The organism is Rhodanobacter sp. FW106-HT46G03 (assembly GCF_058789895.1).
In genome coordinates, this window is sequence record NZ_JBYTCC010000001.1 from 2,139,398 (window position 1) to 2,166,121 (window position 26,724).

The 26,724-nt window shown below is 66.5% G+C and carries 21 protein-coding genes; 7 read left to right on the forward strand and 14 right to left on the reverse strand.

Annotated features, from left to right (window positions below; translation table 11 throughout):
* Positions 1-9 precede the first annotated feature (9 nt).
* Positions 10-636 carry a high frequency lysogenization protein HflD gene (gene hflD, locus AC3WP6_RS09270; RefSeq protein WP_492627434.1) on the forward strand — a complete coding sequence of 209 codons (627 nt, stop codon included), beginning with the start codon at positions 10-12 and terminating at the stop codon, positions 634-636.
* 47 nt (positions 637-683) lie between these two features.
* Here hflD and AC3WP6_RS09275 read toward each other — a convergent pair whose 3' ends face one another.
* Entirely contained in the window at positions 684-1,589 is a 906-nt protein-coding gene (locus AC3WP6_RS09275) for a LysR family transcriptional regulator (RefSeq protein WP_492627435.1), read from the reverse strand.
* Between the two features lie 207 nt (positions 1,590-1,796).
* Between AC3WP6_RS09275 and acnA the strand changes: the two genes are divergently transcribed.
* A complete protein-coding gene (acnA, locus tag AC3WP6_RS09280; protein ID WP_492627436.1) occupies positions 1,797-4,484 on the forward strand; it encodes an aconitate hydratase AcnA in 2,688 nt (895 codons plus the stop codon).
* Positions 4,485-4,555: 71 nt separating this feature from the next.
* Here acnA and AC3WP6_RS09285 read toward each other — a convergent pair whose 3' ends face one another.
* On the reverse strand, positions 4,556-5,020 hold the full coding sequence (locus AC3WP6_RS09285; protein ID WP_492627437.1) for a hypothetical protein: 465 nt from the start codon (positions 5,018-5,020) through the stop codon (positions 4,556-4,558).
* 121 nt (positions 5,021-5,141) lie between these two features.
* On the opposite strand from AC3WP6_RS09285, the gene AC3WP6_RS09290 reads away from it, so the two are divergent.
* Complete coding sequence (locus AC3WP6_RS09290; protein WP_492627438.1) at positions 5,142-6,839, forward strand: AMP-binding protein; 1,698 nt, start codon at positions 5,142-5,144, stop codon at positions 6,837-6,839.
* Between the two features lie 36 nt (positions 6,840-6,875).
* Here the strand turns inward: AC3WP6_RS09290 and AC3WP6_RS09295 are convergent, their stop codons facing one another.
* Entirely contained in the window at positions 6,876-7,238 is a 363-nt protein-coding gene (locus AC3WP6_RS09295) for a PilZ domain-containing protein (protein ID WP_492627439.1), read from the reverse strand.
* Between the two features lie 687 nt (positions 7,239-7,925).
* Here AC3WP6_RS09295 and AC3WP6_RS09300 point away from each other — a divergent pair.
* The 4 genes from AC3WP6_RS09300 to arsC are packed head-to-tail and all read left to right on the forward strand — an operon-like array spanning position 7,926 to position 11,384.
* On the forward strand, positions 7,926-8,870 hold the full coding sequence (locus AC3WP6_RS09300; protein WP_492627440.1) for a segregation and condensation protein A: 945 nt from the start codon (positions 7,926-7,928) through the stop codon (positions 8,868-8,870).
* 16 nt (positions 8,871-8,886) lie between these two features.
* Positions 8,887-9,660 carry an SMC-Scp complex subunit ScpB gene (gene scpB, locus AC3WP6_RS09305; RefSeq protein WP_492627441.1) on the forward strand — a complete coding sequence of 258 codons (774 nt, stop codon included), beginning with the start codon at positions 8,887-8,889 and terminating at the stop codon, positions 9,658-9,660.
* 12 nt (positions 9,661-9,672) lie between these two features.
* Positions 9,673-11,046 (forward strand): pseudouridine synthase, encoded by a 1,374-nt coding sequence (locus tag AC3WP6_RS09310; protein WP_492627442.1) that lies wholly within the window; start codon positions 9,673-9,675, stop codon positions 11,044-11,046.
* Complete coding sequence (gene arsC / locus AC3WP6_RS09315; protein WP_492627443.1) at positions 11,046-11,384, forward strand: arsenate reductase (glutaredoxin); 339 nt, start codon at positions 11,046-11,048, stop codon at positions 11,382-11,384. The genes AC3WP6_RS09310 and arsC overlap by 1 nt, the downstream gene beginning before the upstream one ends.
* A gap of 119 nt (positions 11,385-11,503) precedes the next feature.
* Here the strand turns inward: arsC and zipA are convergent, their stop codons facing one another.
* The 11 genes from zipA to AC3WP6_RS09370 all read right to left on the reverse strand — a co-directional run bounded on the left by zipA (position 11,504) and on the right by AC3WP6_RS09370 (position 26,595).
* Positions 11,504-12,562, reverse strand: coding sequence for a cell division protein ZipA (gene zipA / locus AC3WP6_RS09320; protein ID WP_492627444.1), 1,059 nt, complete (start codon positions 12,560-12,562; stop codon positions 11,504-11,506).
* Positions 12,563-12,610: 48 nt separating this feature from the next.
* Positions 12,611-16,111 carry a chromosome segregation protein SMC gene (gene smc / locus AC3WP6_RS09325; RefSeq protein ID WP_492627445.1) on the reverse strand — a complete coding sequence of 1,167 codons (3,501 nt, stop codon included), beginning with the start codon at positions 16,109-16,111 and terminating at the stop codon, positions 12,611-12,613.
* Positions 16,112-16,135: 24 nt separating this feature from the next.
* Positions 16,136-16,372: a BolA family protein gene (locus AC3WP6_RS09330; RefSeq protein ID WP_492628673.1), complete on the reverse strand. Its 237-nt coding sequence runs from the start codon at positions 16,370-16,372 to the stop codon at positions 16,136-16,138.
* Positions 16,373-16,389: 17 nt separating this feature from the next.
* On the reverse strand, positions 16,390-16,689 hold the full coding sequence (locus AC3WP6_RS09335) for a YciI family protein (RefSeq protein ID WP_492627446.1): 300 nt from the start codon (positions 16,687-16,689) through the stop codon (positions 16,390-16,392).
* 2 nt (positions 16,690-16,691) lie between these two features.
* The gene (lysS, locus tag AC3WP6_RS09340) at positions 16,692-18,212 is read right to left on the reverse strand and encodes a lysine--tRNA ligase (protein WP_492627447.1); all 1,521 of its coding nucleotides are present in this window, start codon (positions 18,210-18,212) and stop codon (positions 16,692-16,694) included.
* A 65-nt stretch (positions 18,213-18,277) separates the two neighbouring features.
* A complete protein-coding gene (locus AC3WP6_RS09345) occupies positions 18,278-18,607 on the reverse strand; it encodes a hypothetical protein (RefSeq protein ID WP_492627448.1) in 330 nt (109 codons plus the stop codon).
* 37 nt (positions 18,608-18,644) lie between these two features.
* Positions 18,645-19,770, reverse strand: a protein-coding gene (prfB, locus tag AC3WP6_RS09350) for a peptide chain release factor 2 (RefSeq protein ID WP_492627449.1) whose coding sequence is annotated in 2 segments (ribosomal slippage) — positions 18,645-19,694 and positions 19,696-19,770 — 1,125 coding nt in all. Because the reading frame shifts where the segments join, the coding sequence is not laid out codon by codon here.
* Positions 19,771-19,973: 203 nt separating this feature from the next.
* Positions 19,974-21,641, reverse strand: coding sequence for an asparagine synthase B (gene asnB, locus AC3WP6_RS09355; protein WP_492627450.1), 1,668 nt, complete (start codon positions 21,639-21,641; stop codon positions 19,974-19,976).
* A 288-nt stretch (positions 21,642-21,929) separates the two neighbouring features.
* Complete coding sequence (gene recJ / locus AC3WP6_RS09360; protein ID WP_492627451.1) at positions 21,930-23,684, reverse strand: single-stranded-DNA-specific exonuclease RecJ; 1,755 nt, start codon at positions 23,682-23,684, stop codon at positions 21,930-21,932.
* A complete protein-coding gene (locus tag AC3WP6_RS09365; protein WP_492627452.1) occupies positions 23,636-24,550 on the reverse strand; it encodes a phosphoglycerate mutase in 915 nt (304 codons plus the stop codon). The genes recJ and AC3WP6_RS09365 overlap by 49 nt, the downstream gene beginning before the upstream one ends.
* Before the next feature lie 11 nt (positions 24,551-24,561).
* Positions 24,562-26,595 (reverse strand): ABC-F family ATP-binding cassette domain-containing protein, encoded by a 2,034-nt coding sequence (locus AC3WP6_RS09370; RefSeq protein WP_492628674.1) that lies wholly within the window; start codon positions 26,593-26,595, stop codon positions 24,562-24,564.
* Between the last annotated feature and the right edge of the window lie 129 nt (positions 26,596-26,724).

The window sequence follows — 26,724 nt, forward strand, 5'->3', positions numbered from 1 at the left end:
GCTTTTGCGATGAGCGAGGAACGCGTGCTGGCGCTGGCTGGTTTGTACCAGGCCTGCCTCTTGACCAAGCAATTGGCCAACGACGGCCGCTGCGACGAAGGTGCCATGGAAGCCGGACTGGCCAGCGTCTTCCGCATCGACGCGCCGTCGGTGGTAGCGGTGTATGGCAGTACCGCCGGCGTACGGCTGGGGCTGCGTACGCTGGTGTCGCAGCTCGACGAAAACGGCAACGACATGACCGTGACGCGCATGGCAATGACGGTGATGCGCGTGGAACGCAGCCTGTCCGGCCGGCGCGACCTGCTCGACGAGCTGCAGCAAGGCATCATCGCCGCGCAGCGCCAGGTCGAACATTTCGGCATGGGCTCGCCGCAAGTGACGGCACGGCTCGCCGAGCTTTACGCGCAAACCCTGTCCACCCTGCGCCCGCGGGTGATGGTCAACGGCAACCCGACGCATTTGCAGCAAGCGCCCATCGTGGAGAAGGTGCGCAGCAACCTGCTCGCCGCAGTGCGCTCCGCGGTGTTGTGGCATCAGCTCGGCGGCCGCCAATGGCAACTGCTGCTGTTCCGGCGCCAGTGCAGCATGCTCGCGCGCGGCCTGTTGACCGGCACCACGCTGGACAACGGCGGCTGAGCACCGGTTAAAAAAACCGCCTGCCGGACCTTTTCCGGCGCCGAACCTCAGCCGATCAGCTTGAGCCCTGCCAGCTGCCGCGCCAGTTGCCGCAGCAGCTTGGCGAACGCCTGCAAATCGGGTTGCCACGGCGTCGCCTCGCGCCAGTAAAGCGCGATCTCGCGTCCCGGCACCTGGCCACGAATCTTCGCCAGCACGATGTCCGGCTTGGACGCCAGCCGCGCGTGCGCCAGCGCCGGCACAAAGGTGTGCCCGCCACGCAGGCTCACCAGCGCGGCAAGGCTTTCGAGGCTCACGTCCTGCACGTAGCCCTCGCCGTCGGCATGGCTTTCGGCCATCAGGATCGCATCCGCGGCATCAAGCTGGTCAAGCGTGACGCTGCGGCGCCCGGCCAACGCATGGTCGGCGCGCAGCATCACTTCCCATGGCTCGAAAAACAGCGGTGTAACAACCACGCCACTGCCGGCCACGGTAAGCGGCGCCAGCGCCGCGTCCAGCTCGGCCTCGCGCAGCCGTCGCAGCAGGCCGCGCGGCTTGCCTTCGGAGATACCCAGCCGCACGCCGGGGAAATGCTGCGGAAACGGCGCAATCAGGTGGGGCAAGAGATACGGCCCGAGCGAGGCGGGCACGCCCAGTCGCAACTCGCCGCCAAACGCCAGTTCACCGGCATGCGCACCTTGCTGCAGAGCCTCGGCGGCGCCCAGCACGGCGTCGATGCGCGCCAGCAGCCGGCGCCCACCGGCAGTCGGCACCACCTTGCGCCCGCCGCGCTCGAACAGCGGCGCCCCCAGCGCCTGCTCCACCTTTTGTACTTGATGGGACAGGCCCGAGGGGCTGATGTGCATGGCGCGCGCGGCATGGTTGAAGCTGCCGTGCTGGTGCACTGCCTGCACCATCGCCAGGTCGCGCAGCGAGACCGCGGCGAGCCCGGTCGAAATCATCGAATGCTGCATGTCATGAAATGCGTTTGTGGATGGCTGCGTGGCTCGCCATGCTATACGGCCTTTGGCCAGTACGTCGCGTTTGCAGCACTCGGCAACGCGCCGACCGGGCGACAATCACGCCAACTTTGCACGCGAATTGCCATCTTCGTGCACCTGATCGCGTCGATTACGCCAGACCGCCACCGTCCCAGCAGCAGGATTTCGCCAGGAGCCCCCATGAAAGATTCCTTCCAGGTACGCGACACATTCGAAGCCAACGGCCAGAAGTACCGCTTCTTCAGCCTCGCCAAACTCGGCCAACGCTTCGACATCAAGCGCCTGCCCTACTCGCTCAAGATCCTGCTGGAAAGCCAGTTGCGCAACGAGGACGGCGTGGATGTGACGCCGGACAAGATCGAAGCCATCGCGAAATGGGTGCCATCGGCCACGCCGTCGACCGAAATCGCGTTCATGCCGGCGCGCGTGATCCTGCAGGATTTCACTGGCGTGCCGTGCGTGGTCGACCTGGCCGCGATGCGTGACGCCGTGGTCAAGCTCGGTGGCGACGCCACCCAGATCAACCCGGTCAACCCGGTGGAGCTGGTGATCGACCACTCGGTGCAGGTGGACATCTTCGGCTCCGAGGGCGCGCTGGAGAAGAATGTCGAGATCGAGTTCCAACGGAACCGCGAGCGCTACAGCTTCCTGCGCTGGGGCCAGAAGGCATTCAAGCATTTCCGCGTGGTGCCGCCGCGCACCGGCATCGTGCACCAGGTGAACCTGGAATACCTCGCCCGCGTGGTGTTCACCAAGGAGATCGAGGGCGAAACCTACGCCTATCCGGATTCGCTGTTCGGTACCGACTCGCACACCACCATGATCAACGGCCTGGGCGTGCTCGGCTGGGGCGTCGGCGGCATCGAGGCGGAGGCCGCGATGCTTGGCCAGCCCTCGTCGATGCTGATCCCGCAGGTGGTCGGCGTGAAGCTGACCGGCCAGCTCGCCGAAGGCGTCACCGCCACCGACCTCGTGCTGACGGTGACCGAGAAGCTGCGCAAGCTCGGCGTGGTGGGCAAGTTCGTCGAATACTTCGGTCCCGGCCTCAAGAACCTCGGCCTCGCCGACCGTGCCACGGTGGGCAACATGTCGCCGGAATACGGCGCCACCTGCGGCATCTTCCCGATCGACCAGGTCTCGCTCGACTACATGCACCTCTCCGGCCGCAGCGACGAGCAGGTCAAGCTGGTCGAAGCCTATGCCAAAGCACAGGGTCTGTGGCACGACGAGCACACCCCGGCCGCCGAGTACTCCACCGTGGTCGAGGTCAACCTGCCCGACGTCGTACCGTCGATGGCTGGCCCCAAGCGCCCACAGGATCGCGTGCTGCTGTCCCAGGCCAAGGAAAACTTCCACGAAGTCGTGGTGCCGATGACCGCGCGCCGCAGCAAGCCGCACGCCGAAGGCGGCGTCACGGTCAAGCGCAACGGCCAGACCTTCAAGCTGGACGATGGCGCGGTGGTGATCGCCGCGATCACCTCGTGCACCAACACCTCCAACCCGACGGTGATGGTCGGCGCCGGCCTGCTGGCCAAGAAGGCGCACGACCTCGGCCTCAACTCCAAGCCGTGGGTGAAGACCTCGCTGGCGCCCGGCTCCAAGGTGGTGACCGACTACCTCGTCAAGACCGATCTGCTCAAGGATCTGGAAGCCATCGGCTTCTATGTGGTCGGCTACGGCTGCACCACCTGCATCGGCAACTCCGGCCCGCTGCCGGAGGAAGTCAGCGCCGGCATCAGCGAGGGCGATCTCGCCGTCGCCGCCGTGCTTTCCGGCAACCGCAACTTCGAAGGCCGCGTGCACGCCGAGACCAAGCTCAACTACCTCGCCTCGCCGCCGCTGGTGGTCGCCTACGCGCTGGCCGGCACGCTGGACATCAACCTCACCAAGGATCCGATCGGCACCGGCAAGAACGGCCAGCCGGTCTATCTCAAGGACATCTGGCCGTCCAACCGCGAAATCGGCGAAGCCATGGCCGGTCGCATCACCGCCGACATGTTCAAGAAGAACTACGCCGACGTGTTCAAGGGCGACGAGCGCTGGAATGCCATCCCGTTCCCGAACGGCGACGTCTACGAGTGGGAAAAATCCACCTACATCAAGAACCCGCCGTACTTCGACGGCATGACGATGGCGGTGGGCAAGGTCGAGGACGTGCACGGTGCACGCGTGATCGGCCTGTTTGCCGACTCGATCACCACCGACCACATCTCCCCGGCTGGCGCGATCAAGAAGGACAGCCCGGCGGGCCGCTACCTGATCGAACACGGCGTCGATCCGAAGAACTTCAACTCCTACGGCTCGCGGCGCGGCAACGACGACGTGATGGTGCGCGGCACGTTTGCCAACATCCGCATCAAGAACCAGCTGCTGGACGGCGTGGAAGGTGGCTACACCAAGTACCTGCCGACCGGCGAGCAGATGGCGATCTACGACGCCGCGATGAAGTACAAGGAAACCAACACGCCGCTGCTGGTGGTGGCCGGCAAGGAATACGGCACCGGCTCCTCGCGCGACTGGGCGGCCAAGGGCACGCTGCTGCTCGGCATCAAGGCCGTGCTGGCGGAGAGCTTCGAGCGCATCCACCGCTCCAACCTGGTCGGCATGGGCGTGCTGCCGCTGCAGTTCAACGCGGGCGAAAACGCCAAGACGCTGGGGCTGGATGGCACCGAGACGTTCGACATCACCGGGCTGGACAACGGCAACGCGAAAGAGGCGAAGATCACGGCCACCGCGTCCGACGGCAGCAAGAAGCAGTTCACCGTGCACGTGATGCTGCTGACGCCGAAGGAGCGCGACTTCTACCGCCACGGCGGCATCCTGCAATACGTGTTGCGCCAGCTTGCCAACGAGAAGAAAGCCGGCTGATCCACGCGTCACCGCAGCACCCGACCGCCCCGGCTTGCCGGGGCGGTTTTTTCATGGCCGCGAGAAACGCGTTACAGCGAGCGCTTCCACGCGGCGCGGTAGCAACGCCAGTGGCCACCCTCCCTGCGCCAGGCGGTTTCCGCCCGGTATACGCCAAGCCGATCCGGCAACACGCGCCCACCGCTGGTGAGCGTCACGGTGAAATCCGCCACCAGCCGGTCGCCACGACGCTCGATGGCAATCGGCCCGGTGGTGGCGCCAACATGCTCGCCGCGCAACGCCAGGCCCGCGACCATGCGCACCAGGTCGCGCCGCCCAAGCTCACCGGCATTACCGTCGAAATCGTCAGTCAGCACCGCACCCAGATCGCTGGCCGAACCCGCCTGCACTGCCTGCGCACCCGCCGCAATCGCGGCGCGCACCTGCACCTCGTCCGGCGTGCGTCGGCAGGCGGTGATCGGGACGCCGATCAGCATCGTCATGACCAGCAAAACCAGTACCTTCACGTCCTTCATGGCCACCTCGAATCGTTGCATTGCCGCTTGCCCCGTACGCCGGCGCATGTTCAAATCTTCGGTCACAATCCACGACGGATGCCTACGCCAACGCGACGCTTCCATCCGCCCATTGTCATCGACACAACAGGGGATCCAAAGCATGAGCAATGACCGTCCGTGGCTGGCGCACTATCCCGCCGGCGTACCCGCCGAAATCGACATCAACACCTACGGTTCGGTGGCGGCGGTAGTGGAAGAAGCGTTCACCAAGTTCCGTGATCGCCCCGCCTTTGCCAACTTCGGCAAGGTGCTCAGCTACGGCGAGATCGACACGCTCAGCCGGCAGTTTGCCGGCTACCTCACCGGCGTGATCGGGCTGGCCAAGGGCGACCGCATCGCCCTCATGATGCCGAACGTGCTGCAGTACCCGATCGCCCTGTTCGGCGCGCTGCGCGCCGGCATCGTGGTAGTCAACACCAACCCGATGTACACCGCGCGCGAGCTCAACCATCAGCTCGAAGACTCCGGCGCCCGCGCCATCGTGGTCCTCGACAACTTTGCCAAGACGCTGCAGGAAGTCGTCGCCGGCACCCAAGTCAAGCACATCATCACCACCGGCATTGGCGATCTGCTCGGCTTCCCCAAGGGCGCACTCGTCAATTTCGTGCTCAAGCATGTCAAGAAGATGGTGCCGGCCTATCAGCTGCCGACCGCCGTGCGCTTTCGCGACGCGCTGGCGCAAGGCGCCGCGCACCCGGTGCCCAAGGTCGAGCTGACCCACGCCGACCTCGCCTTCCTGCAGTACACCGGCGGCACCACCGGCGTCGCCAAGGGCGCGATGCTGAGCCACGGCAACATGGTCGCCAACATGCTGCAGGCCGGCACCTGGGTCGGCGGCAACACCAAGCCCGGCGAAGAAGTCATCATCACCGCGCTGCCGCTGTACCACATCTTTTCGCTCACCGCGAACGGCCTGGTGTTCATGCGCATGGGCGGGCTCAACTGGCTGATCACCAACCCGCGCGACATGCCGGGCTTCGTCAAGGAACTGAAGGCCTCGCATTTCACCGCGCTGACTGGCGTCAACACGTTGTTCAACGGCCTGCTCAACACGCCGGGGTTTGCCGAAGTGGATTTCTCGCGCCTGCATCTGACGCTCGGCGGCGGCATGGCGGTGCAGCGGGCGGTGGCGGAGCGCTGGAAGAAGGTCACCGGCTGCACGCTGGCCGAGGCCTACGGCCTCACCGAAACCTCGCCGGCGGCATGTATCAACCCGCTCGACCTCAAGGAGTACAACGGCTCGATCGGGCTGCCGGTGCCGTCCACCAACGTCGCCGTGTGGTCGGAGGACAATCAGCCCTTGCCGGTGGGCGGCGTGGGCGAGCTGATGGTCAAGGGCCCGCAGGTGATGCAGGGCTACTGGCAGCGCCCGGAGGAGACCGCCAAGGTGCTCGGCGCCGACGGCTGGCTGCATACCGGCGACATCGCGCGGATGGACGAGAACGGCTACTTCTACATCGTCGACCGCAAGAAGGACATGATCCTGGTGTCCGGCTTCAACGTGTATCCGAACGAGGTCGAGGACGCCGTGATGCTGCACCCCGGCGTGGCCGAGGTGGCCGCCGTGGGCGTACCGGACGAGCACTCCGGCGAGGTGGTGAAACTCTACGTGGTGCGCAAGGACCCGAACCTCACCGCCGAAGCCCTCAAGGCGTTCTGCCACGACCAGCTCACCGGCTACAAGCGCCCCAAACTGATCGAATTTCGCGACAGCCTGCCCAAGAGCAACGTTGGCAAGATTCTCCGCCGCGAGTTGCGCAACGAGGCGCGCGCACAAGCGGCAAAAGCGGCGGGTTAATCCACGACAACCCGCCGCTCGGGGACGCGCGGCGGTTCAATCCTTCCAAAGTTCGAGGATGTCGGCGTAGCCGCCGAGCAGGTTCCACAATGGCACCTGCTTGTCCTCGGGGATCGCCACGTAGGAAAAGCCGAGGTGATGGTCGGCAATGCGCGCCACCTGCGCTTCCAGATGGATGTGCAGGTCACTGCCGAAAATCATGTCGAGCAGCCAGGTCTGGCCCACTTCGCCTTCCCATCCCAACGGCCGCCGCAGCAGGGCGCCGGTGGCCGAGATGTCGACCAGCTCGGTCGGATGGGATGCGACGCCGCGGCTCATCAGCACCGTGGTCTCGATCTGCATGCGCGCCGGTCGCAGGTGTTCGGCTTCGCTGCCGGGCTTGTTGTCGTCCTTTGCCATTCGTATCCCCTTGTCGGCCAAGCCCGTCATATGTTGCACCGTGGTTGTGGCCGGCAAAAACCGCCATGAAGCGTTCCAAGCAAGCGTTGTGCCACCACGTCCGACCGCAAGGCGGCCCAATTGCCGGGAGCCGTGTTGCCCCAGGTTTGCCAACTTCGACGCTGCAGGTCACTCGCCTTTGCGCGACCGCCCCGTGCCGGCACGACAGAGCCCGAATTGTACTCGGCGAAGAAATCCTTTCCGTGCGCCAGCGCGGTGATGGCTGGACTTGACCGCCGCACCCCGTTACTCTTCCCCCACACGTGGTGCCACAGCCAGACGCCAGCCGGTTGCTTCCGGCGGCAGTGGCACCCGACGATGTCTCGGGCCGATCGCTCCGACTTGCCGGCGACATGATTCGCCACTGCACTGTCCAGTTCCTGTCATGCCCAACCGGCCTGCGCGCCGGCCCATGGTGGCAACTACCGCATGCCAGCCGCGCCGCAAGCGCGCGCGGCCTGCCGGCCGTGACAGGGGAAAGCCGGGGTCGGCACGCAGATATCGCGTGCAACCGTTTTGCCGAAGCACCGCTTTGGCGTCGCCACCGCGCTGGAACACGGCGCGGCGGTGTCGTCACCAGGCCAATGTTTCGCCCTTGATGGACCAGAACGTTTTGCCGGCCGCCATGCGGCCCAATGACACGCATTGATGAGCACCGAACCCCTCGGACCGCAAGGCCCGGTCGCTGCGCAGGACAACCCTGCGACACCACCCCAGCAGCAGGAAATGCCGCTGGCAGTCGTGCGTGGCGAACCTGTGCTGCAAATGCCGCAGGATCTGTACATCCCACCGGATGCGCTGGAAGTGATCCTGGAAGAGTTCGAAGGCCCGCTTGACCTGTTGCTGTACCTGATCCGCCGGCAGAACCTCGACATCCTCGACATCCCGATTGCCGAGATCACCCGCCAATACATGCAGTACATCGAGATGATGCACGACGTGATGCGGCTGGAGCTGGCGGCCGAATACCTGCTGATGGCCGCGATCCTCGGCGAGATCAAGTCGCGCCTGCTGCTGCCGCGACCGCCGGCCGAGGAAGGCCTCGAGGAAGACCCGCGCGCCGAACTGGTGCGCCGCCTGCAGGAATACGAGCGCTTCAAGAAGGCCGCCGAGGACATCGAGTCCCTGCCCCGGCTCGAACGCGACACCGTGCCGGTGCATGCCGATGCCGGCGACCACAACGTGATCCGCCTGCCGCCACCGCTCGAACTGCGCGAAATGCTGCTGGCACTGAAGGATGTCCTGCGCCGCTCCGAGCTGTTCGGCCACCATGCGATCAAGCGCGATGCGCTCAGCGTGCGCCAGCGCATGGGCGACCTGCTGGGCAAGCTCGACGGCGCCGATTTCCATCGTTTCGAGACCTTGTTCGACCCGGGCGAAGGCCGCCTGGGCGTAGTGGTCACCTTCCTCGCCATGCTTGAGCTCGCCAAGGAGTTCCTGGTCGAGATCGTGCAGGAGGCTCCGCTTGCGCCGATCTACCTGAAAGCGCGCGTGCAGCATCCTGCCAGCATGACCGATACCGCGCCGGACGCCGACGACGAAGCCGGCGAGCCGGCCTACGACACCCCGCAGGCCTCCGACGGCGCCCCTTGAATCGACACGCACAGCCATGCAGAGCGAACAACTCAAACCCATCGTCGAAGCCGCCTTGCTGGCCGCCAGCCAGCCACTGAGCGTGGCCCAGCTTGGCGACCTGTTCGGTGAAGGAGACGAGGTCGACCGCGAGGACATTGCCCGCGCGCTGGAGTCCCTGGTCGACGATTGCGCCGGCCGCGGCGTCGAGCTGATCGAGGTGGCTTCCGGCTTTCGCTACCAGGTGCGTCGCGACGTGCACCCGTGGGTGGCGAAGATGTGGACCGAAAAACCCAGCCGCTACTCGCGCGCGCTGCTGGAAACCCTGGCGCTGATCGCCTACCGGCAACCGATCACGCGGCCGGAGATCGAACAGATTCGTGGCGTCGTGGTGTCCTCCAACATCGTCAAGACGCTGGAAGAGCGCGAGTGGATCCGCATCGTCGGCTACCGCGACGTACCGGGCAAACCGGCACTGTTCGGCACCACGCGCACGTTTCTCGACTACTTCAATCTGAAATCGCTGGACGAGCTGCCGCCGCTGGCCGAAATCCGCGACATGGAAGACCCGCAACTCGGCTTTGACCAGACGCCACTGCCGCCGCGCGTCATCAAGGACCTGCCGATCGACCCCGAGGCCACGGCCGCTGCACTGGCCGCACCGGCCAACCCGCTGGCAATCGAAAGCGAACCCGACACCGTAGCCACTGCGCCAGACGACGCAGCCACTACCGAACCAGAACCCCCGGTTGCCGAGACGGCAACCGCCGCGCCGGACGCCGTTACCGACGGCGACGCACCGAATCCCTGAGGAGTACCGCGCATGACTGCGCCGCAAAAATCCATCCTGTCCCTGAAGCGCGCGCCCGCCAGCGACGCTGCTCCGCTCGAAGAACGCCTGCACAAGGTGCTGGCCAACGCCGGCCTCGGTTCGCGCCGCATGCTCGAACAACGCATCCTGGCCGGCGAAATCGAGTTGAACGGCGCGCCGGCCACGATCGGCACCAGTGTGCATGCCGGTGACCGCGTGGTGGTCGACGGCAAGCAGTTCGTGGTCGCCACCGATACCCGCAGCGACGCCGAGGTGCTGATCTACCACAAACCCGAAGGCGTGCTCACCACGCGGGACGACCCGGAAGGCCGCCCGACCGTGTTCGAGCAGCTGCCGCGTCTGAAGGGCGCGCGCTGGGTGGCCGTGGGCCGGCTCGACATCAACACCACCGGCATCCTGCTGCTCACCACCGACGGCGAGCTGGCCAACGCGCTGATGCACCCCAAGGCCGGCGTGGAACGCGAATATCTGTGCCGCGTGCACGGCGAGGTGCCGGACGAAGTAATCGAAAAGCTCAAGGCCGGGATCGACCTTGAAGACGGCCCGGCGCGGTTCGACGAGATCGGCGTCATCAGCCGCGGTGGCAGCCACAGCTGGTTCCGCGTGGTCATCCGTGAGGGCCGCAACCGCGAAGTGCGCCGCCTGTGGGATTCACAGGGTTTCCTGGTCAGCCGGCTCAAGCGCATCCGCTACGGCGGCGTCGAGCTGCCGCGTACGCTGCGCCGCGGCGATTGCGAGGCGCTCGACGAAGAAGCGGTAAAGCGCCTGCGTGAACTCGGCGGAGTCAGCGCTCCGCAGCCGGTGCTCACCTTGAGCGCGGTCCTGCACCAGCGCCGCGCCAACCGCAATGTCACCGAATACCGCCCGGAACAAGGCGCCGCCAGTGCCTGGAGCGCTGGTTACCAGGACGAGGCACGCGAGATTCGCGCCTTTGACCGCATTCGCGTGGATGCGCCGCGCGGTCGCCAGAAACCGCGCAAACCCGGCCGCGAGGTGAACGGCAACGTCGCCCTGCCCGAGCGTCCGACCGGCGGTCCACGCAAGAAGAATCGCCGCGGCGTTGCCCCCGGTCAGGAGCTGCCCTCGGTGCGCACCTGGTTTGCCGGCGACACCCGCGACGGCGCCGCGGCAGCCCATGGCAAACGCCGCGGCGGGCCCGGCGCCCCGGGCGCTGCCGCGGGTGGCCCGCACACCGGCTTTGCCGGCTACCACGCCGGCAATCGCCCGGCCGGCGCCGGCAACCGCGGTGGCCGCGGGCGGCCACAAGGGCAAGGTCAGGGCGGCAATCGCCCGCCGTTCGGCGGTGGTCGCCCTGGCGGTGGACGTCCGCACGGACGCGGCGGCAACCGTTCCGGCAACCGCTGATGATCCGCATCTACCACAACCCCCGCTGCAGCAAGTCGCGCGCCACCCTCGCGCTGCTCGCGGGCCGCGAGGTCGAAGTGGTGAATTATCTCGACACTCCGCCCGATGCCGCCGGACTCAGGCATCTGCTGCAACTGCTCGGCATGACGCCGCGCGGATTGTTGCGCACGGGCGAGGCGATCTATCAGGAGCTCGGCCTGGCCGACCCGGCGCTCGATGACGACGCGCTCATTGCCGCCATGCTTGCACACCCGATCCTGATTGAACGCCCGATCGTGGTCGCCAACGGCAAGGCGGTTATCGGCCGACCGCCGGAGGCGGTACTGGCGATCGTGTGAGGTAACGGAGCCAGGCTCAGCCGGCACGACAACACCGCCCGGCCGATGGCTTCACAGCTTGCGGCGAGCCCAGCACGAACGGCTGTTGCCGTGGATGCTCGCCACCCGCAACGCCCGCATCAGTGTCCGATGTGGATCTCTTTGCCTTCGTGGTCGCGATCCCAACCCCGCAATTCGTCGCGGATGTGGGCAATGCGCTGGCGTCCCAGAGCATTGCGTTCCTCGTCCAGCACCTGGCCATCCAGCAGCTCGGCCAGGCGTTGCGCCGTGGGCAGCATGGTGTCCCAGGCATCGAGTGCGGGCAGCGGTGCCGGCAAGGTCATGAAAAAGCTCAGGCCAGGCGTGCGCAACGTGTCGATGCGGGCGAGATCGAAGCTGCCAGGCTTCAGCATGTTGGCCACACTGAAAATCGGGCCTTGGTCGCGCTTGCCGTCCACAAGGCGGTGGTAGATGCCCATGTCGCCAAACTCCAGCCCGGCCTTTTCCGCGGCAACGACCAGATCGGCGCCGTTGAAGCTGGCGCCCTCGCGCGCGACGACAAACAAGGTGACGATTCGTTCAACCGTCCATTGGGACGGGCGGCGCCCCAGGTCGGAGCGTGGCGGCATTCGCGGTGCGGCCGGTTGCGGGGGTTGCGCCGGTGCCGCGGCCAGTGGCGGGGTCACGGACGGGGAAGCCAGCGGTGACGGTCCGACGGGCTCGCCCGCAGCGGCGGCATCGAGATTGCCAATGGTCGGCTCACCCTTCCGCGGCGCGCGCAACGCGTCGACGATGGCCGCGGCCTGCCCGGCCAGCCGGCTGCTGCGCGGGGTGGCCGGCTTGTGTTCGCTCGCCAACGTGGTGCTCAAGCGTTCAAGCTCTTCGCGCAGGCCGACGTCGAGCTCGCCTTGATGGGGCGGTTGCGGAGCCGGTGGCGCAACAGGATCGAGGCTGTCGGTGGCCGAGAACGACAGGCCATCCGTCCTGCCCCCCTCCGATTCACTTTGCCCGCCCAGCGTGGGTTCGAACCGCTCGGCGGTGTGCGTGCCCTGGCCCGCTTCCGGGCGACGGCGCCCCTGTTGCGCCTTCTTCGGCCCACCAAACAGCCAGATCAATGCCAGCACGACGATGCCGATGATGAGCAACGGCAGCCCAACCGCGGGGTTCCATGCCAAGGCAAGCATCGGTTGCAGCGTCATGGTTCGCTCCTTATCTCATTCGAGGCGAGTGCGTGACCGGGGTCACGTTCAGGCCGTACCGGCAAGTTTAGCCGCTTCCGCCAGATCCACCTGCACCAGACGCGATACGCCAGGCTCGCGCATGGTCACGCCGCACAGCTGGTTGGCCACTTCCATTGCGGCCTTGTTGTGGCTGATGAAGATGAACTGCACCTTCTCGCTCATCTCGCGCACCATGTTGGAGAAACGGCCCACGTTGGCCTCGTCCAGCGGCGCATCCACCTCATCCAGCAGGCAGAACGGCGCCGGGTTCAGGTTGAAGATGGAGAACACCAACGCCACGGCGGTGAGTGCTTTCTCGCCGCCAGAGAGCAGCGAGATGTTGGAGGGCCGCTTGCCCGGCGGGCGCGCCATGATCGCCACACCGGTGTCGAGCAGGTCGTCGCCAGTGAGCTCGAGATAGGCGTGGCCGCCGCCGAACAGGCGCGGGAACAGCTCCTGGATGCCGGCGTTGACCTTGTCGAAGGTTTCCTTGAAGCGCTGGCGGGTTTCACGGTCGATCTTCTTGATGGCGCCTTCGAGCGTTTCCATCGCGCTGGTGAGGTCGGCAAGCTGGTTGTCGAGATAAGTCTTGCGCTCGCTCTTCTCGGCGTGCTCCTGGATCGCGGCAAGGTTCACCGGCTCCAGCCGGGTGATCTTGCCGGCAAGCTCGTCGAGCTGTTGTTTCCACTGCGTGGCATCGACCTCCTCGGCCAGTTCCGCCAGCAGGGTTTCCAGATCGAGACCCGCGGCGCTGATGGCTTCGGCCAATTGCTGGGCGCGCAACTGCAGCGCCTGTGCGGCGAGGCGCTTTTCGGAGAGGCTTTCGCGCAGCCCGGCAAGCTCCTGCTCGGCCAGCTGGCGACGCTGTTCGAGCTGGCGGAAGGCGAGATCGGACTCCTCCAGTGCGCGACGGGCATCGACCAGTTGCTTGTCCACCAGCAGACGCTGATCAAGATAGGTTTGCCGCTCGGCTTCGAGCTCGGCAATGGGGTCGGTGCCGGCTGCCAGCTGCTCGGCAATCGCCTGCCGCCGCGCGTCGATCTGGCGCAACTGGGTGTCCATCCGCGCCAGGGATTGTTCAAGCGAGGCGCGCGCGGAACGCTTGGATTCCAGCGACAACGCCAGCGTGTGCGCCTGGTCGGCGGCGTCGCGCGCGTTCATGCGCGCTTCTTCGCGGGCTTCAAGCAGGGCACGACGCTCGTTTTCCAGCTCGCGGCGCCGGTCTTCGAGGTCACCCATGTGGCCAACCGACGCATCCAGTTGCGCACGGGCCTCGCGCGTTTGCGCCTGCAGCTCGTCGATCTGCGCGGCGATCGCAGCCACGTCGGCGGTGACCTTTTCGCTGCGTGCCCGCATGGTTTCCAGTTTGCCGCGCTGGCTTTGCAACTGGCCGGCCAGCTCGGAGGCACGGCGATGCGCGTTGTACAGCTCGCGCTGGGTGTCGTCGCGCGCGCGTTCGGCTTCGAACTTGCGCGTGCGCAGGTCCTCCAGCTCACCGGTGGTCGCCTCGATGCGCGCGTCGAGCAGCGCGACCTCGTCGGTCAACTGGCGAATCTCGCGCTCGCGGGCGAGCACGCCGACCTGGTTGCCTTGCGCCCGGCGCACACGCGCCCAGCCTGGGCCAAGCCATTCGCCGCCCTGGGTGATGACGGATTCGCCATCGCCCAGCGTGGCGCAGCGCTGGCGGGCCGCGTCCAGCGTGGCCGCGGTTTGCACCTTGCCAAGCAGGCGCAACGCCGCCGCCGGGCCGCGTACCTGCGCCGCCAGTGTGCCATCGGCGCCGGCACCACCGTGCGCGCTGTCGAGCAGGGCGATGTCGGCATCGTGCAAGCCCGACAGCTCGCCGGCAACGGCATGGACGTCATCGATCAACACGCCGTCGATCAGGGCCGCCAATACGGTTTCCACCGCGGTTTCCCAGCCGGCTGCAACTTGCAGTGCCTCGCCAAGGCGCTGCGCCTGGCCAAGGCCGAGCTTCGCCAGCCACTGGTTGGCCGGGCTTTCCTCCTGCCCGAGCGCGGCGTGCTGCAAGGCCTCGAGTGAGGACAAACGACCGCGCGAGGTTTGCAATTGCGAACGCGCGTCGTTCAACGTGGACTGCAGTTGCCGCTCCTGATCGACAACCTGCTCATAGCTGGTCTTGTGCTGATCGAGCATGGCGCCGAGGGTTTCGAGCTTTTCGCGCTGGGTGTCGTGCTCACCCGCCATGCGTTCGGCTTCGGCTTCGAGCGCGGCAAAGTCGGTGGCGCGCTGCTCGGCCTCGAGCGTTTCGCGCCGTTTGGCGAGGTCGAGCGACTGCCGATCGAGATAGTTGAGCTTGGTGCGCTCCACCTCGGCGGCACGGCTCGACTCGCCGGCGGTGCGCGTGTGCGCGTCCCAGCGCTGCTGCCAATCGGCAAGCTTGGCGTCCGCACTGCGCTGCGCCTCGGCGGTGTCGTCCTGCAATTGCTGCAAGGTCTCCAGCCGCGGTTCGCCTTCGGCCAGTGCGGTGCGCAGGGTTTCGGCCTGCTCGCGGTCACCGTCGACCTGCGCGGAAAGCTCGGCAAATTCGCGCTCCGCCTCCGCCTGGCTGTGCTGCAGGCGTTCGGCGGTATCCCGGTTGAAGCGAACCTGTTGCTCGACCCGCGCAATCTCGGCGCCCACCTTGTAGACGTCGGCCTGCACCGCGCTCAAATGTTCGCTGGCTTCGGTATGGCGCTCGCGCATGCTTTCCAGCTGCGCTTCAATCTCGCGCTGGCGGGCAAGCTGCTTCTCGATCCCGGTTTCCGCCGTCGCAAGACCTTCGCTCTCGCCTGCGTGCTGGCGTTTCAAGCCGCGGTATTCGAGCGCGCGCAGCTCGCCTTCCTTGCGTGTCTGCTCCTCCTTCAGCGCTTTCCAGCGCTCGGCCGCACGGGCCTGGCGGTTCAGGTGTTCGAGCTGTTTGTCCACCTCGTCGCGCACGTCTTTCACGCGATCGAGGTTTTCGCGCGTGGCCTTGATGCGGCTCTCCGTCTCCTTGCGGCGCTCTTTGTACTTGGAGATACCGGCGGCTTCTTCCAGATGGGTGCGCAGTTCTTCGGGGTGCGCCTCGATGATCTGGGTAATCATCCCCTGCTCGATGATCGAGTAGCTGCGCGGACCGAGGCCGGTACCGAGAAACAGGTCGGTGATGTCGCGTCGGCGGCAGCGCGCGCCATTCAAGTAATACGCGGATTGCCCGTCGCGAGTGACCTGGCGCTTGACCGAGATTTCGGCGTACTGGCCGTACTCGCCCTGCACCGTGCCGTCGCCGTTGTCGAAGATCAGCTCCACCGTCGCCTGTCCCACCGGCTTGCGCGAGGTGGAGCCGGAGAAGATCACGTCGGTAAGCGAATCGCCGCGCAGGCGGGATGCCGCGCTTTCGCCCATCACCCAGCGGATGGCGTCGATGATGTTGGATTTGCCGCAGCCGTTCGGCCCCACCACGCCGGTCATGTTGGCCGGCAGGTTCAACGTGGTCGGGTCGACGAAGGACTTGAAGCCAGCGAGTTTGATCGTGGTCAGGCGCATGCGGTCACTGCCGGAAGGGGCGGGTTATTTCGCATCGATCGACAGCGCGTGGACGCCGTGATCCATCAGGTCGGCCAGCGCCGCGTAGACCATCCGGTGGCGCTTGACCGGCGCGACCCCGGCAAACGCGGCGCTGACGATGCGCACGCGATAGTGCCCCTTGCCTTCCGCCGCGTGGCCGATGTGCAGGTGGCCGTCGTCGATCACCTCCAGCTCGCTCGGCGCGAATTCGGCGGTGAGCCGCGCGCGGATCTCGGCCATCGTCGCGCCGTGGTCGCTCACGGCAACGCCTTCAGGAACGGCTTGACCGCGGTTTCGCGATAAACCCCCGCGGCCAGGTACGGATCGGCCTTGGCCCAGGTTTCGGCATCCGCCAGCGACGTGAATTCGGCCACGATCAGGCTGCCGGTGAACCCGGCCGGGCCGGGGTCGGGGGAGTCGATGGCCGGAAACGGTCCGGCCACGAAGAGCCGCCCTTCCGCCTGCAGCTGCTTGAGCCGCGCCAAATGCGCTGGCCGCGCCGCCTTGCGGCCTGCCAGCGAATCCGGGTTGTCGGTGCCAACGATCGCGTACCACATGGTCACGCCTCCGGGCGCATGTACGGGAACAGCAGCACGTCGCGGATGGACGCGGAGCCGGTGAGCAGCATCACCAGGCGATCGATGCCGATGCCGAGGCCGCCGGTGGGCGGCAGGCCGACTTCGAGCGCACGGATGTAGTCGGCGTCGTAGTGCATGGCCTCGTCGTCGCCGGCAGCCAGCGCGGCGACCTGCGCCTTGAACCGTGAGGCCTGATCCTCCGGGTCGTTGAGCTCGGAGAAACCGTTGGCGATTTCCTTGCCGCTGACGAACAGCTCGAAGCGGTCGGTGATGCCCTTGTCGGTATCGTTCTCGCGCGCCAGCGGGGAAACCTCTTTCGGGTGCTGGGTGATGAAGGTCGGCTGGATCAGCGTTTCCTCCACCGTCTTCTCGAAGATTTCCTGCAGCAGCTTGCCCCAGCCATAGCCATCCTTGACGGCGATGCCGAGGCGCCTGGCGTGCGCAGCGAGCGCCGCGCGATCGCGCAATTCGGCGCGCCGGATCTCCGGGTTCTTCTCCAGCACGGCGTCTTCCATCGTCCAGCGGCGGAACGGCTGGCCGACGTCGATTGTGTTGCCGTCCCAACTGAGCTGCGTGGTGCCGATCACCGTCCGCGCGACTTCGCGGATCAGGGTTTCAGTGAGATCCATGATCTCGTTGTAGCTGGCGTAGGCCTGGTACAACTCGAGCGTGGTGAACTCGGGGTTGTGGCGGGTGGAGACGCCCTCGTTGCGGAAGCAGCGGTTGAGCTCGTAGACACGCTCGAAGCCGCCGACCACGAGGCGCTTCAGGTGCAGCTCCGGCGCCACGCGGAGGTAAAGATCAATGTCCAGCGCATTATGGTGGGTAACGAACGGCTTGGCCGTGGCGCCGCCGGGGATCACGTGCATCATCGGCGTTTCCACTTCCATGAAGCGGCGCGGTGCGGCCTCCAGCCAGTGGCGGATGAAGCCGATCACGCGCGAGCGCTTCTGGAAGGTGTCGCGCGCCTCCGGGGTGACGATGAGGTCGACGTAGCGCTGGCGGTAGCGCTGCTCGACATCGGCCATGCCATGGTGCTTGTCGGGCAGCGGGCGCAGGCTCTTGGTCAGCAGCCGCAGCTGGTCCGCCTTGATCGACAGTTCGCCCGCCTTGGTGCGGATCAGCTCGCCCTCGGCGCCGACGATGTCGCCGATATCCCAGCCCTTGAACGCGCCGTAGGTTTCCTCGCCCAGCGCGTTCTGGTGCAGGAACAACTGGATGCGCCCGCCCATGTCCTGCACCTGCACGAAACTGATCTTGCCCTGCACGCGCTTGAGCACGATGCGGCCGGCCATTTTCACCCGCCGATGCAGCGCTTCGATCGCCTCCGGCGTCCACGCCTCCTTGTCGGCAAACTCGGCCTGCAGGTCGCCGGCAAAGCTGTCGATGCGGAAGTCGTTCGGAAAGGCAATGCCCCGCCCGCGCAGCGCAGTCAGTTTTTCGCGCCGCTCGGCAATCAACTTGTTTTCGTCGACGGGCTGGGTATCGGTGGTTTCGCTCATGGGTTCGCGTGGTCTCCGCACCGGCACCGCCGGTCTGGGTTCATCGATGGCGCATCCGCGCCGGATCAGTTGCCGTCTTTGCCGAACGCTTTTTTGGCACCGGCCTTGGTGGCGTCCCAGCCCTCTTTCGCGCCATGACCCACCGCGATGCCCGCCTTCTTCGCGCCGTGCCCGATGCCGACGCCGGCTTCCTTGGCGCCGTGCCCGATCTTGACCGCGACGTCGCGCGTGGCATGACCGACCGTGCGTGCGCCGTCGGCCACGCCGTGCCCCACGGTCTTGGCGTCCTGCTTGATGGTCTGCTTGGCGCTGTCCTGCGGGTTTGCCACAGCGCTGGTTGCGCCCAGGGCCAACACCAGAGCTGCTGCGATGGTGCATACGTGTTTGCGTTTCATGCCTGCCACCTCGTCGTCAGTCAACCAGGATTGTCGCTCAGGCGTCGATGCGCTTGGCACCGGCGTCGAGCCCGGATTTCAGGCTGGCCTCGATGAATTCGTCAAGGTCGCCATCGAGCACTTTCTGCGTGTCGGTGCGTTCCACGCCGGTGCGCAGATCCTTGATGCGGCTCTGGTCGAGCACGTAGTTGCGGATCTGGCTGCCCCAGCCGATGTCCGATTTGGTGGCCTCCACCGCATCGCGCTCAGCGTTGCGCTTCTGCACTTCCAGCTCGTACAGGCGCGCCTTCAGCATTTTCATCGCGCGATCGCGGTTGGAATGCTGACTGCGCTCCACCTGGCAGGCCACCACCACGCCGGTGGGCACGTGGGTCAGACGCACCGCCGATTCGGTCTTGTTAACGTGCTGGCCACCCGCGCCGGATGAACGGTACACATCCATCTTGATGTCCGCCGGGTTGATCTCGATCTCGATCTCGTCGTCCACCTCGGGCGAAACGAACACGCTGGTGAAGCTGGTATGGCGGCGGTTATCGGAGTCGAACGGGCTTTTGCGCACGAGGCGATGCACGCCAATTTCGGTCTTGAGCCAGCCGTAGGCATAGTCGCCTTCCACCCGGAACGTGGCCGATTTGATTCCGGCCACTTCGCCGCCGGAGGCTTCCATCATCTCGGTTTTCCAGCCGCGCGACTCGGCCCAACGCAGGTACATGCGCAACAGCATTTCGGCCCAGTCCTGGGCCTCGGTACCGCCGGCGCCAGCCTGGATGTCGACAAACGCGTTGCAGGCGTCCATTTTGCCCGAGAACATCCGCTGGAATTCGAGCTTGGCCACCCGTGCATCAAGCCGGTCGACGTCACGGTGCACGGCAGCAGCCGTTTCCTCGTCGCCGTCGGCGTTGGCCATTTCCAGCAGTTCGCGCGCGTCGTTCAAACCCGATGCGAGTTCGCGGATGCCGTTGACCACCGACTCCAGCCGCGCCCGCTCGCGGCCCAGCTCCTGCGCGCGCGTCGGGTTGTCCCAGATGTCGGGGTTTTCCAGCTCGCGGGTTACTTCTTCGAGGCGTTCGAGCTTGGTGGGGTAGTCAAAGATACCCCCTAAGCGACTCGACGCGTTCCGTAAGGTCGGCAATCTGCGCAAGAATGGGATGCGGTTCGGTCATGGTCGGGCGCGCAATAAGTTGGCTTGCCATCTTAACAGAGCGCTCCCCGCGGCTGGCTGACCCGCACCTGCATCGCGCGCGCCATCGACCGACCGCCAACGGCGCACGGTGCGAATCGACCGCGGCGACGCGCGGCCGAGCCGGCAACCGCACGGTTGCCGGCTCGGATACGCGCCAGAGCTGAACCAGAACGCGTTCCGAGCTCAGCTCAGCGCATGTTCGTGCACGCTCTTCACTGCACGGCCGGACGGGTCGGCCAGCTTGGCAAAGCTCGGATCCCACGCGATGGCGGCCGGCGAGGAGCAGGCGATGGACTTGCCGCCGGGTACGGTGGCGACCGCCGCCGGGCTCGGGTAGTGGCTCTCGAAGATGCGGCGGTAGAAATACGCCTCCTTGGTTTCCGGCGTGTTGAACGGGAAGCGCGCGGCGGCCGCAGCAAATTCGCGATCGCTCACCGACTTCTCCGCATGCGCCTTGAGTTCGTCGATCCAGCCATAGCCAACGCCATCGCTGAACTGCTCCTTCTGGCGCCAGAGGATTTCCTTCGGCAGCGCACCTTCAAAGGCCTCGCGCAGGATGGATTTCTCGATCTTGCCGTGGCCGGCCATCTTCGCCGCGGCGTCGATGCCCATCGCCACGTCGATGAATTCCAGATCGAGAAACGGCACGCGCGCCTCCACGCCCCAGGCCATCATCGACTTGTTCGCGCGCAGGCAGTCGTAGGCGTGCAGGGTGTCGAGCTTGCGCACGGTTTCCTCGTGGAACGCCTTGGCCGACGGTGCCTTGTGGAAATAGAGGTACCCGCCGAAGATTTCGTCCGAACCTTCGCCCGAGAGCACCATCTTCACGCCCATCGCCTTGATCCGGCGCGCCATGAGGTACATCGGCGTGGCGGCGCGGATGGTAGTGACGTCGTAGGTTTCCAGGTGCCGGATCACCTCCGGCACGGCATCCAGGCCTTCCTGGAAGGTGTAGACGAACCCGTGGTGCACGGTGCCGAGCGCGTCGGCGGCGACCTTGGCCGCGGCGAGGTCGGGCGAGCCTTCCAGTCCGATCGCGAACGAATGCAGGCGTGGCCACCAGGCTTCGCTGCGGTCGTCCTCCTCGATCCGCTCGCGCGCGAATTTGGCGGCGCACGCGGCGACCAGCGACGAATCCAGCCCGCCGGAAAGCAGCACGCCGTAGGGCACATCGGTCATCAGCTGGCGATGCACGGCATCCTCGAACGCCTTGCGCAACGCGGCCGGGGCCGGCACGTGGCCCTTGGTGGCGGCGTAGTCGCGCCACGGTTTGACGTAGTACTGGCGCAACTCGCCAGTGGCGCTGTCGTACAGATACCCGGCAGGGAACTCGGCGACGTCAGCGCACAGCTCGGCAAGCACTTTCATTTCCGAGGCGACGCAGGTGCGGCCCTGCGCGTCGTGGCCCCAGTACAGCGGGCACACACCGATCGGGTCGCGCGCTACGAGGTAGCGGCGGGCGGCGGCATCCCACAGCACGAAGGCAAAGATGCCGTTGAGTCGCGGCACGAAGTCGGCGCCCTGCTGACGATACAGGGCGTTGATGACTTCGCAGTCGGAGCCGGTGGTGAAATCGTAGTCGGTGGCGGCGCGCAGCACCTTGTGGTTGTAGATCTCGCCGTTCACCGCCAGCGCGAGCTGGCCGTCGCGCGAACGCAGCGGCTGCGCCCCGGAGGCCGGGTCAACGATCGCCAGGCGCTCGTGCACCAGGATCGCGCCGTCGTCGGCAAACACGCCGCTCCAATCCGGCCCGCGATGGCGTTGGCGGCGCGAGAGATCAAGCGCCTGCCGGCGCAGCGTGGCGACGTCGTCGCCGGGTTGCAGGTCGAACATGCCAAAGATGCCACACATGGTTTTTGCCTTTTCAGGGTGAATGGAAGGCACAAAAAAACGGGGCCCGCTTTTCGGCGGGCCCCGGTTTGCGTGTCTGTGATGAAACTTGCAGCTACGCGCGGGCCCGCCAACAGTTGGCGTTATTGTTCGCGCGATTGTTGTTGCCGGCAGCCACGGCCAAGCCGAACGCCGCGGCGGCGTTGGAGTCCAGGGCAGTGGAAGTCATCGGTGACATGACACCGACTAGAACAGATACGGCGCGTGCTTGCAAGTGACGATTCGGCATTAGCCGTATGGATGGCCGAATCAGCATGCCTCCACGTGGCGCAGCAGCAGGCGCGGCGACTCCCTGCCCTGCCAGTCGTTGACCACCAGCTCGAACGCCGCACGCAGGCGCGCGGGCGGCGTGGCGGCGCCGACATTGAACATCACCGCATCGTGCGTGGCGCCGTCGCGCGCATCGCGCAGGTTGAGCCGCCAATGGTTTTCGCCCATGCGTTTCCAGCCAGCGCAATCGAACACGCCGTCGAACACCGGCGGCGGGAAGCCCTGCCCCCATGGCCCGGCATCACGCAACTGGCGGGCAAGGTCCAGCGAAAAGTCCCCCACCAGCAATTCGCCATCGGTATACAACGTGGCCTGCAGCGATTCGGGCGCGATGAGCTCGCTCGCCGTGTGGTCGAAGGCCTGGGCGAACCGCGGGTAATGCGCCGCCGGCAAGCTGAGCCCGGCCGCCATCGCATGGCCGCCAAAGCGCTCGATCAAACCCGGCTCGCGGGCGTCGATCATGGCCAGCGCGTCGCGCAGGTGGAAACCGGCGATTGAACGGCCGGAACCACGCAATTGCTGCGGGTCATCGTCGCTGGCAGGGGCAAAGGCAATCACCGGACGATGCAGGCGATCCTTGAGCTTCGACGCCACCAGCCCGACGACGCCGGCATGCCACGAGGGCTCGTACAGCGCGACGCCGGTAGCGCCGTTGTCGCCGATGCCGGCCACCATGGTTTCCGCCGCAGCCACCATCGAGGCTTGCAGGTCGCGGCGCGCGTGGTTGATCTCGTCGAGTTCCCCGGCCAGGCGTTGCGCGCGGCCGGCATCGTCGGCCAGCAGGCATTCAATGCCGATGTGCATGTCTTCGAGCCGGCCCGCCGCGTTGAGGCGCGGGCCGATGGCAAAACCGAGGTCCGCCGCACACAAGGTGGCGACGCTGCGCTTGCCGCAGGCGACGAGCGCAGCGATGCCGGCATGCGCGTAGCCGCTGCGGATGCGCCGCAGGCCAGCGGCCACCAGCACCCGGTTGTTGAAATCCAGCGGCACCAGGTCGGCCACGGTGCCCAACGCGACCAGGTCGAGCAGGCTGGACAAATCCGGCTCGCCGCCGGCAAACGCCCCCTGCGCACGCAGCTTCGCACGCAGCGCCAGCAGCAGGTAGAACATCACGCCAACGCCGGCCAGCGCCTTGCTGGGAAACGCATCGCCGGCAAGGTTGGGGTTGACCATCGCATTGCACGCCGGCAGGCGTTCGCCCGGCAAATGGTGGTCGGTGACGATCACCCGCATGCCCAGTTCATGCGCGCGCGCCACGCCGGCAATGCTGGCGACACCGTTGTCCACGGTGACGATCAGTTGCGGCCGCGGCGACAGCGAATCCACCAACGCCGGCGTCAGGCCGTAACCGTGCACGAAGCGGTTGGGCACCGCATAGGAGACGTGCGCGGCACCCAGCATGCGCAGGCCACGCACCGCCACCGTGGTACCGGTGGCGCCATCGCAGTCGTAGTCGCCGGCAACGAGAATGTGCTCACCGGCGCGGATCGCATCGATCAGCAGATCGGTGGCTGTATCCAGCCCGCCCAGCGTCTGCGGCGGCAACAGGCGTTGCAGGCGATGCTCGACGCCGGTCGGCCCGAACACGCCACGCGCTGCATATACCCGCTGAACTACCGGATGCACGCTGGCATCCCAACCTGCCGGCTCGCCTTGCGGCACGCGCCGGCGCAAGGTCGGGGCGCTCAACGCGCCGGCCTGCGCCAGATGCGCCAGCGATGCCACGGCCGCCACGCCCAGCATTCGCCGCTGCCGAACACGATATGCAGCGCGCGGCGCGCCATGGCGGTCTGCATGCTTGGCCACCAGTCGCGCTCGAACTCACCGGCGGCCAGTCCTTGCAGGTCCACCAGCCAGCCGGCGGCTGCCAGCGCCACGGCATCCGGCGACAAGGGTTTGCGTTCGATGCCCGCGCGCGCCGCCAGCGCCACCAGCAACGGCTCGTCGCTGACAACCCCTGCCACGTTCGCGGTGACCGTTGCCGGCAGCTTGCCGGCGCCCCATGGCCACACGGTGTTGACCACGGTTTCGCCGTGTCGCTTGCGCGCCAGGTTCACCGGGTGCTCGTGCAGCGCCATCTGCACGTCATTGAACAAGATGCGCCAGCGCTTGCCGGCATCACCCTTCGGCAGGTGCAGGAACAGATCCTCGCCCAGCGCCTGCTCGGGCGCAGTCAGCTCCGGCAAGGCGGTGTCTGGCGCGGCGCGCAATTGCCATTGCGTCGGCGTTGCCGCAAGCAGCTGCATGCCTACTTCGGCAAACAGCGGCGCCAGCGATGACACCAGTGCCGCAGCCTCCTTCGCGGTGACCTCAAGCGAGCCGCACGCCATCAGCCGCACGCCGTTGATGTCGGCAAATGCCCAGGCCGGCTCTGCCGCCATCCACACGCTATCGCCGGCATCGCCGGCAAAGTGCTGCCGCAGCAGCGCACCGGCAGGGATCGTGGCGGTACCGACATCGAACCACTGCGTCAGCGCAGGCAGGCGTGCCGGTGGGGTGTCGGCAAGGTGGTCGGCGCGCAGGAGTTGCTGGCGCAGCGGGTGTTTCTTGCCCAGGCGATCCAACGCCGGCAACCACCATTGCGCCATCGGCTTTTTCATGTGTGGCCCCTTCAGGCTTCCAGCACTTCGTAAAGTTCCAACCACTCCGCTTCGAGCGTTTCCTTCTCGCGGCGCAAGTTGGCCTGCTGCTGTCCAAGTTGCATCAGTGCCGCCGTCGGTCCGTTGTAGGTTTCCGGATCGGCGAGCTTTGCATCCAGCGTGGCCAGCTCGGCGTCGATGGCGGCAACCCGGGTTTCGACTTTTTTCACCCGCTGACGGGTGGCGCGCTCGCTGTCGCGCTGGGCCGCGGCAGCGCGCCGGCGATCGGCTGCCGATACCACCACCGTCTCGGTCTTTTCCTCGCCGCGCTTCGCCGCATTGTTGTGCGCATGCAGCCAGCGCGCGTAGTCGTCGAGATCGCCGTCGAAGGTTTCGACCTTGCCGCCCGCGACGCGCCAGAAGCTGTCGCACACTAGCCCGAGCAGGTGGCGGTCGTGCGCCACCAGCACCAGCGCGCCGTCGAAATCGGCGAGCGCGTCGGCCAAGGCCTCGCGCATGTCCAGATCAAGGTGGTTGGTGGGCTCGTCCAGCACCAGCAGGTTCGGCTTGTTCCACGCGATCAACGCCAGCGCGAGCCGCGCGCGCTCGCCGCCGGAGAAACCATCCACCGGCTCGAACGCGCGGTCACCGGTGAAGTTCCAGCCGCCGAGGAAATCGCGCAGTGCCTGATCGGCCACACCCGGAGCCTGCTCGCGCAGGTGGTCGATCGGGCTGGAGTGCTCGCGCAGGTTTTCCACCGTGTGCTGCGCGAAGTAGCCGATGCGCAGCTCCTTGTGCGCCGTGCGGTCGCCGGCGAGCGGCGCCAGTTCGCCGACCAGGGTCTTGACCAAGGTGGATTTGCCGGCGCCGTTCGGGCCGAGCAGACCGATGCGGTCGCCGGCTTCGATGGAGAAGCGGACATCCGAAAGGATGACGTTTGCCCCCTCTCCCTGTGGGAGAGAGAGGGTGGAGCTTGCGTCGGCGTTCGTCGAAGACTCTTCGCCGGCCCAGCCCCTCACCCCGCCCCTCTCCCCGGCGGAGAGCGGGAGACCAGCGGCATCTGCGCCAGCTCCAAAGCTTTCCGGGGGCGCGGGAGAGCAATAACCGGCCGCCACATCTTCCAATCGCAGCATGGAATCAGGCACGCGCTCGGGTTGTGCAAACTGGAAATGGAACGCACGTTCCGCCCGTACCGCTTCGGTGCCGGCAAGCTTTTCCAGCCGTTTCATCCGCGACTGCGCCTGCTTGGCCTTGGTCGCCTTCGCCTTGAAGCGGTCGATGAAACTTTGCAGATGCGCCCGCTCGGCCTGCTCGCGCTCGTGCGCGATCTGCTGCTGGCGCAACTGCTCGGCGCGCAGGTGCTCGAACGCGCTGTAGTTGCCGGTGTACAGGCGCACGCCGCTGCCTTCCAGATGCAGGGTGTGGTCGATCACGCCGTCGAGGAATTCGCGGTCGTGCGAAATGATGAGCAAGGTGCCCTGGTAACGCCGCAACCATTCTTCCAGCCACAGCACCGCATCCAGATCCAGATGGTTGGTCGGCTCGTCGAGCAGCAGCAGCTCGGACGGCGCCATCAGCGCACGAGCCAGGTTCAAACGCACGCGCCAGCCGCCGGAAAACTCGCGCACCGCGCGCTCGTGCATGTCGGCGGCAAAACCCAGCCCGTGCAGCAGGCGCCCGGCGCGGGCGCGACCGTCGTAGCCGTGCAGCTCTTCGATGCGATGGTGCGCGCGTGCCATCGCCGCAGCGTCATTGCGCTTCTCGGCGTCGGCCTCGTCACGCAGCGCGGCGGCCAACTCGGCATCGCCACCCAGCACATAGTCGATCGCGGCATCCGGCAATGCGGGGGTTTCCTGCGCCACTGCGGCCCAGCGCAGTTTCGCCGGCAACTCGACCGCGCCGACATCGGCTTCGAGCTGGCCCATCAAGGCCGCAAACAGGCTGGATTTGCCGCTGCCGTTGCGGCCGATCACGCCCAGTCGCCAGCCGGCCTGGATGACCAAGTCGACATCGGACAGCAGCAGGCGGCTGCCGCGGCGCAAGGCAAAGTGGCGAAACGTAATCATCGAACCGGCAACGACAGGGACACGACCGGCCATGATAATGGCTATGCCGGTCACACCCGTTGCGGCGTGGCATGGATTGCATGCGGCAGTTCTGTTAAAACGGCGCGGCACCGCCCAGCCGGGAGAGGG

What these genes read in the sequence shown, in the direction of transcription:
- hflD (WP_492627434.1), top strand. Translation starts at nt 10, where the DNA reads ATGAGCGAGGAACGCGTGCTGGCGCTGGCTGGTTTGTACCAGGCCTGC.
- AC3WP6_RS09275 (WP_492627435.1), bottom strand. Translation starts at nt 1,589, where the DNA reads ATGCAGCATTCGATGATTTCGACCGGGCTCGCCGCGGTCTCGCTGCGC.
- acnA (WP_492627436.1), top strand. Translation starts at nt 1,797, where the DNA reads ATGAAAGATTCCTTCCAGGTACGCGACACATTCGAAGCCAACGGCCAG.
- AC3WP6_RS09285 (WP_492627437.1), bottom strand. Translation starts at nt 5,020, where the DNA reads ATGCAACGATTCGAGGTGGCCATGAAGGACGTGAAGGTACTGGTTTTG.
- AC3WP6_RS09290 (WP_492627438.1), top strand. Translation starts at nt 5,142, where the DNA reads ATGAGCAATGACCGTCCGTGGCTGGCGCACTATCCCGCCGGCGTACCC.
- AC3WP6_RS09295 (WP_492627439.1), bottom strand. Translation starts at nt 7,238, where the DNA reads ATGGCAAAGGACGACAACAAGCCCGGCAGCGAAGCCGAACACCTGCGA.
- AC3WP6_RS09300 (WP_492627440.1), top strand. Translation starts at nt 7,926, where the DNA reads ATGAGCACCGAACCCCTCGGACCGCAAGGCCCGGTCGCTGCGCAGGAC.
- scpB (WP_492627441.1), top strand. Translation starts at nt 8,887, where the DNA reads ATGCAGAGCGAACAACTCAAACCCATCGTCGAAGCCGCCTTGCTGGCC.
- AC3WP6_RS09310 (WP_492627442.1), top strand. Translation starts at nt 9,673, where the DNA reads ATGACTGCGCCGCAAAAATCCATCCTGTCCCTGAAGCGCGCGCCCGCC.
- arsC (WP_492627443.1), top strand. Translation starts at nt 11,046, where the DNA reads ATGATCCGCATCTACCACAACCCCCGCTGCAGCAAGTCGCGCGCCACC.
- zipA (WP_492627444.1), bottom strand. Translation starts at nt 12,562, where the DNA reads ATGACGCTGCAACCGATGCTTGCCTTGGCATGGAACCCCGCGGTTGGG.
- smc (WP_492627445.1), bottom strand. Translation starts at nt 16,111, where the DNA reads ATGCGCCTGACCACGATCAAACTCGCTGGCTTCAAGTCCTTCGTCGAC.
- AC3WP6_RS09330 (WP_492628673.1), bottom strand. Translation starts at nt 16,372, where the DNA reads ATGGCCGAGATCCGCGCGCGGCTCACCGCCGAATTCGCGCCGAGCGAG.
- AC3WP6_RS09335 (WP_492627446.1), bottom strand. Translation starts at nt 16,689, where the DNA reads ATGTGGTACGCGATCGTTGGCACCGACAACCCGGATTCGCTGGCAGGC.
- lysS (WP_492627447.1), bottom strand. Translation starts at nt 18,212, where the DNA reads ATGAGCGAAACCACCGATACCCAGCCCGTCGACGAAAACAAGTTGATT.
- AC3WP6_RS09345 (WP_492627448.1), bottom strand. Translation starts at nt 18,607, where the DNA reads ATGAAACGCAAACACGTATGCACCATCGCAGCAGCTCTGGTGTTGGCC.
- asnB (WP_492627450.1), bottom strand. Translation starts at nt 21,641, where the DNA reads ATGTGTGGCATCTTTGGCATGTTCGACCTGCAACCCGGCGACGACGTC.
- AC3WP6_RS09365 (WP_492627452.1), bottom strand. Translation starts at nt 24,550, where the DNA reads ATGAAAAAGCCGATGGCGCAATGGTGGTTGCCGGCGTTGGATCGCCTG.
- AC3WP6_RS09370 (WP_492628674.1), bottom strand. Translation starts at nt 26,595, where the DNA reads ATGATTACGTTTCGCCACTTTGCCTTGCGCCGCGGCAGCCGCCTGCTG.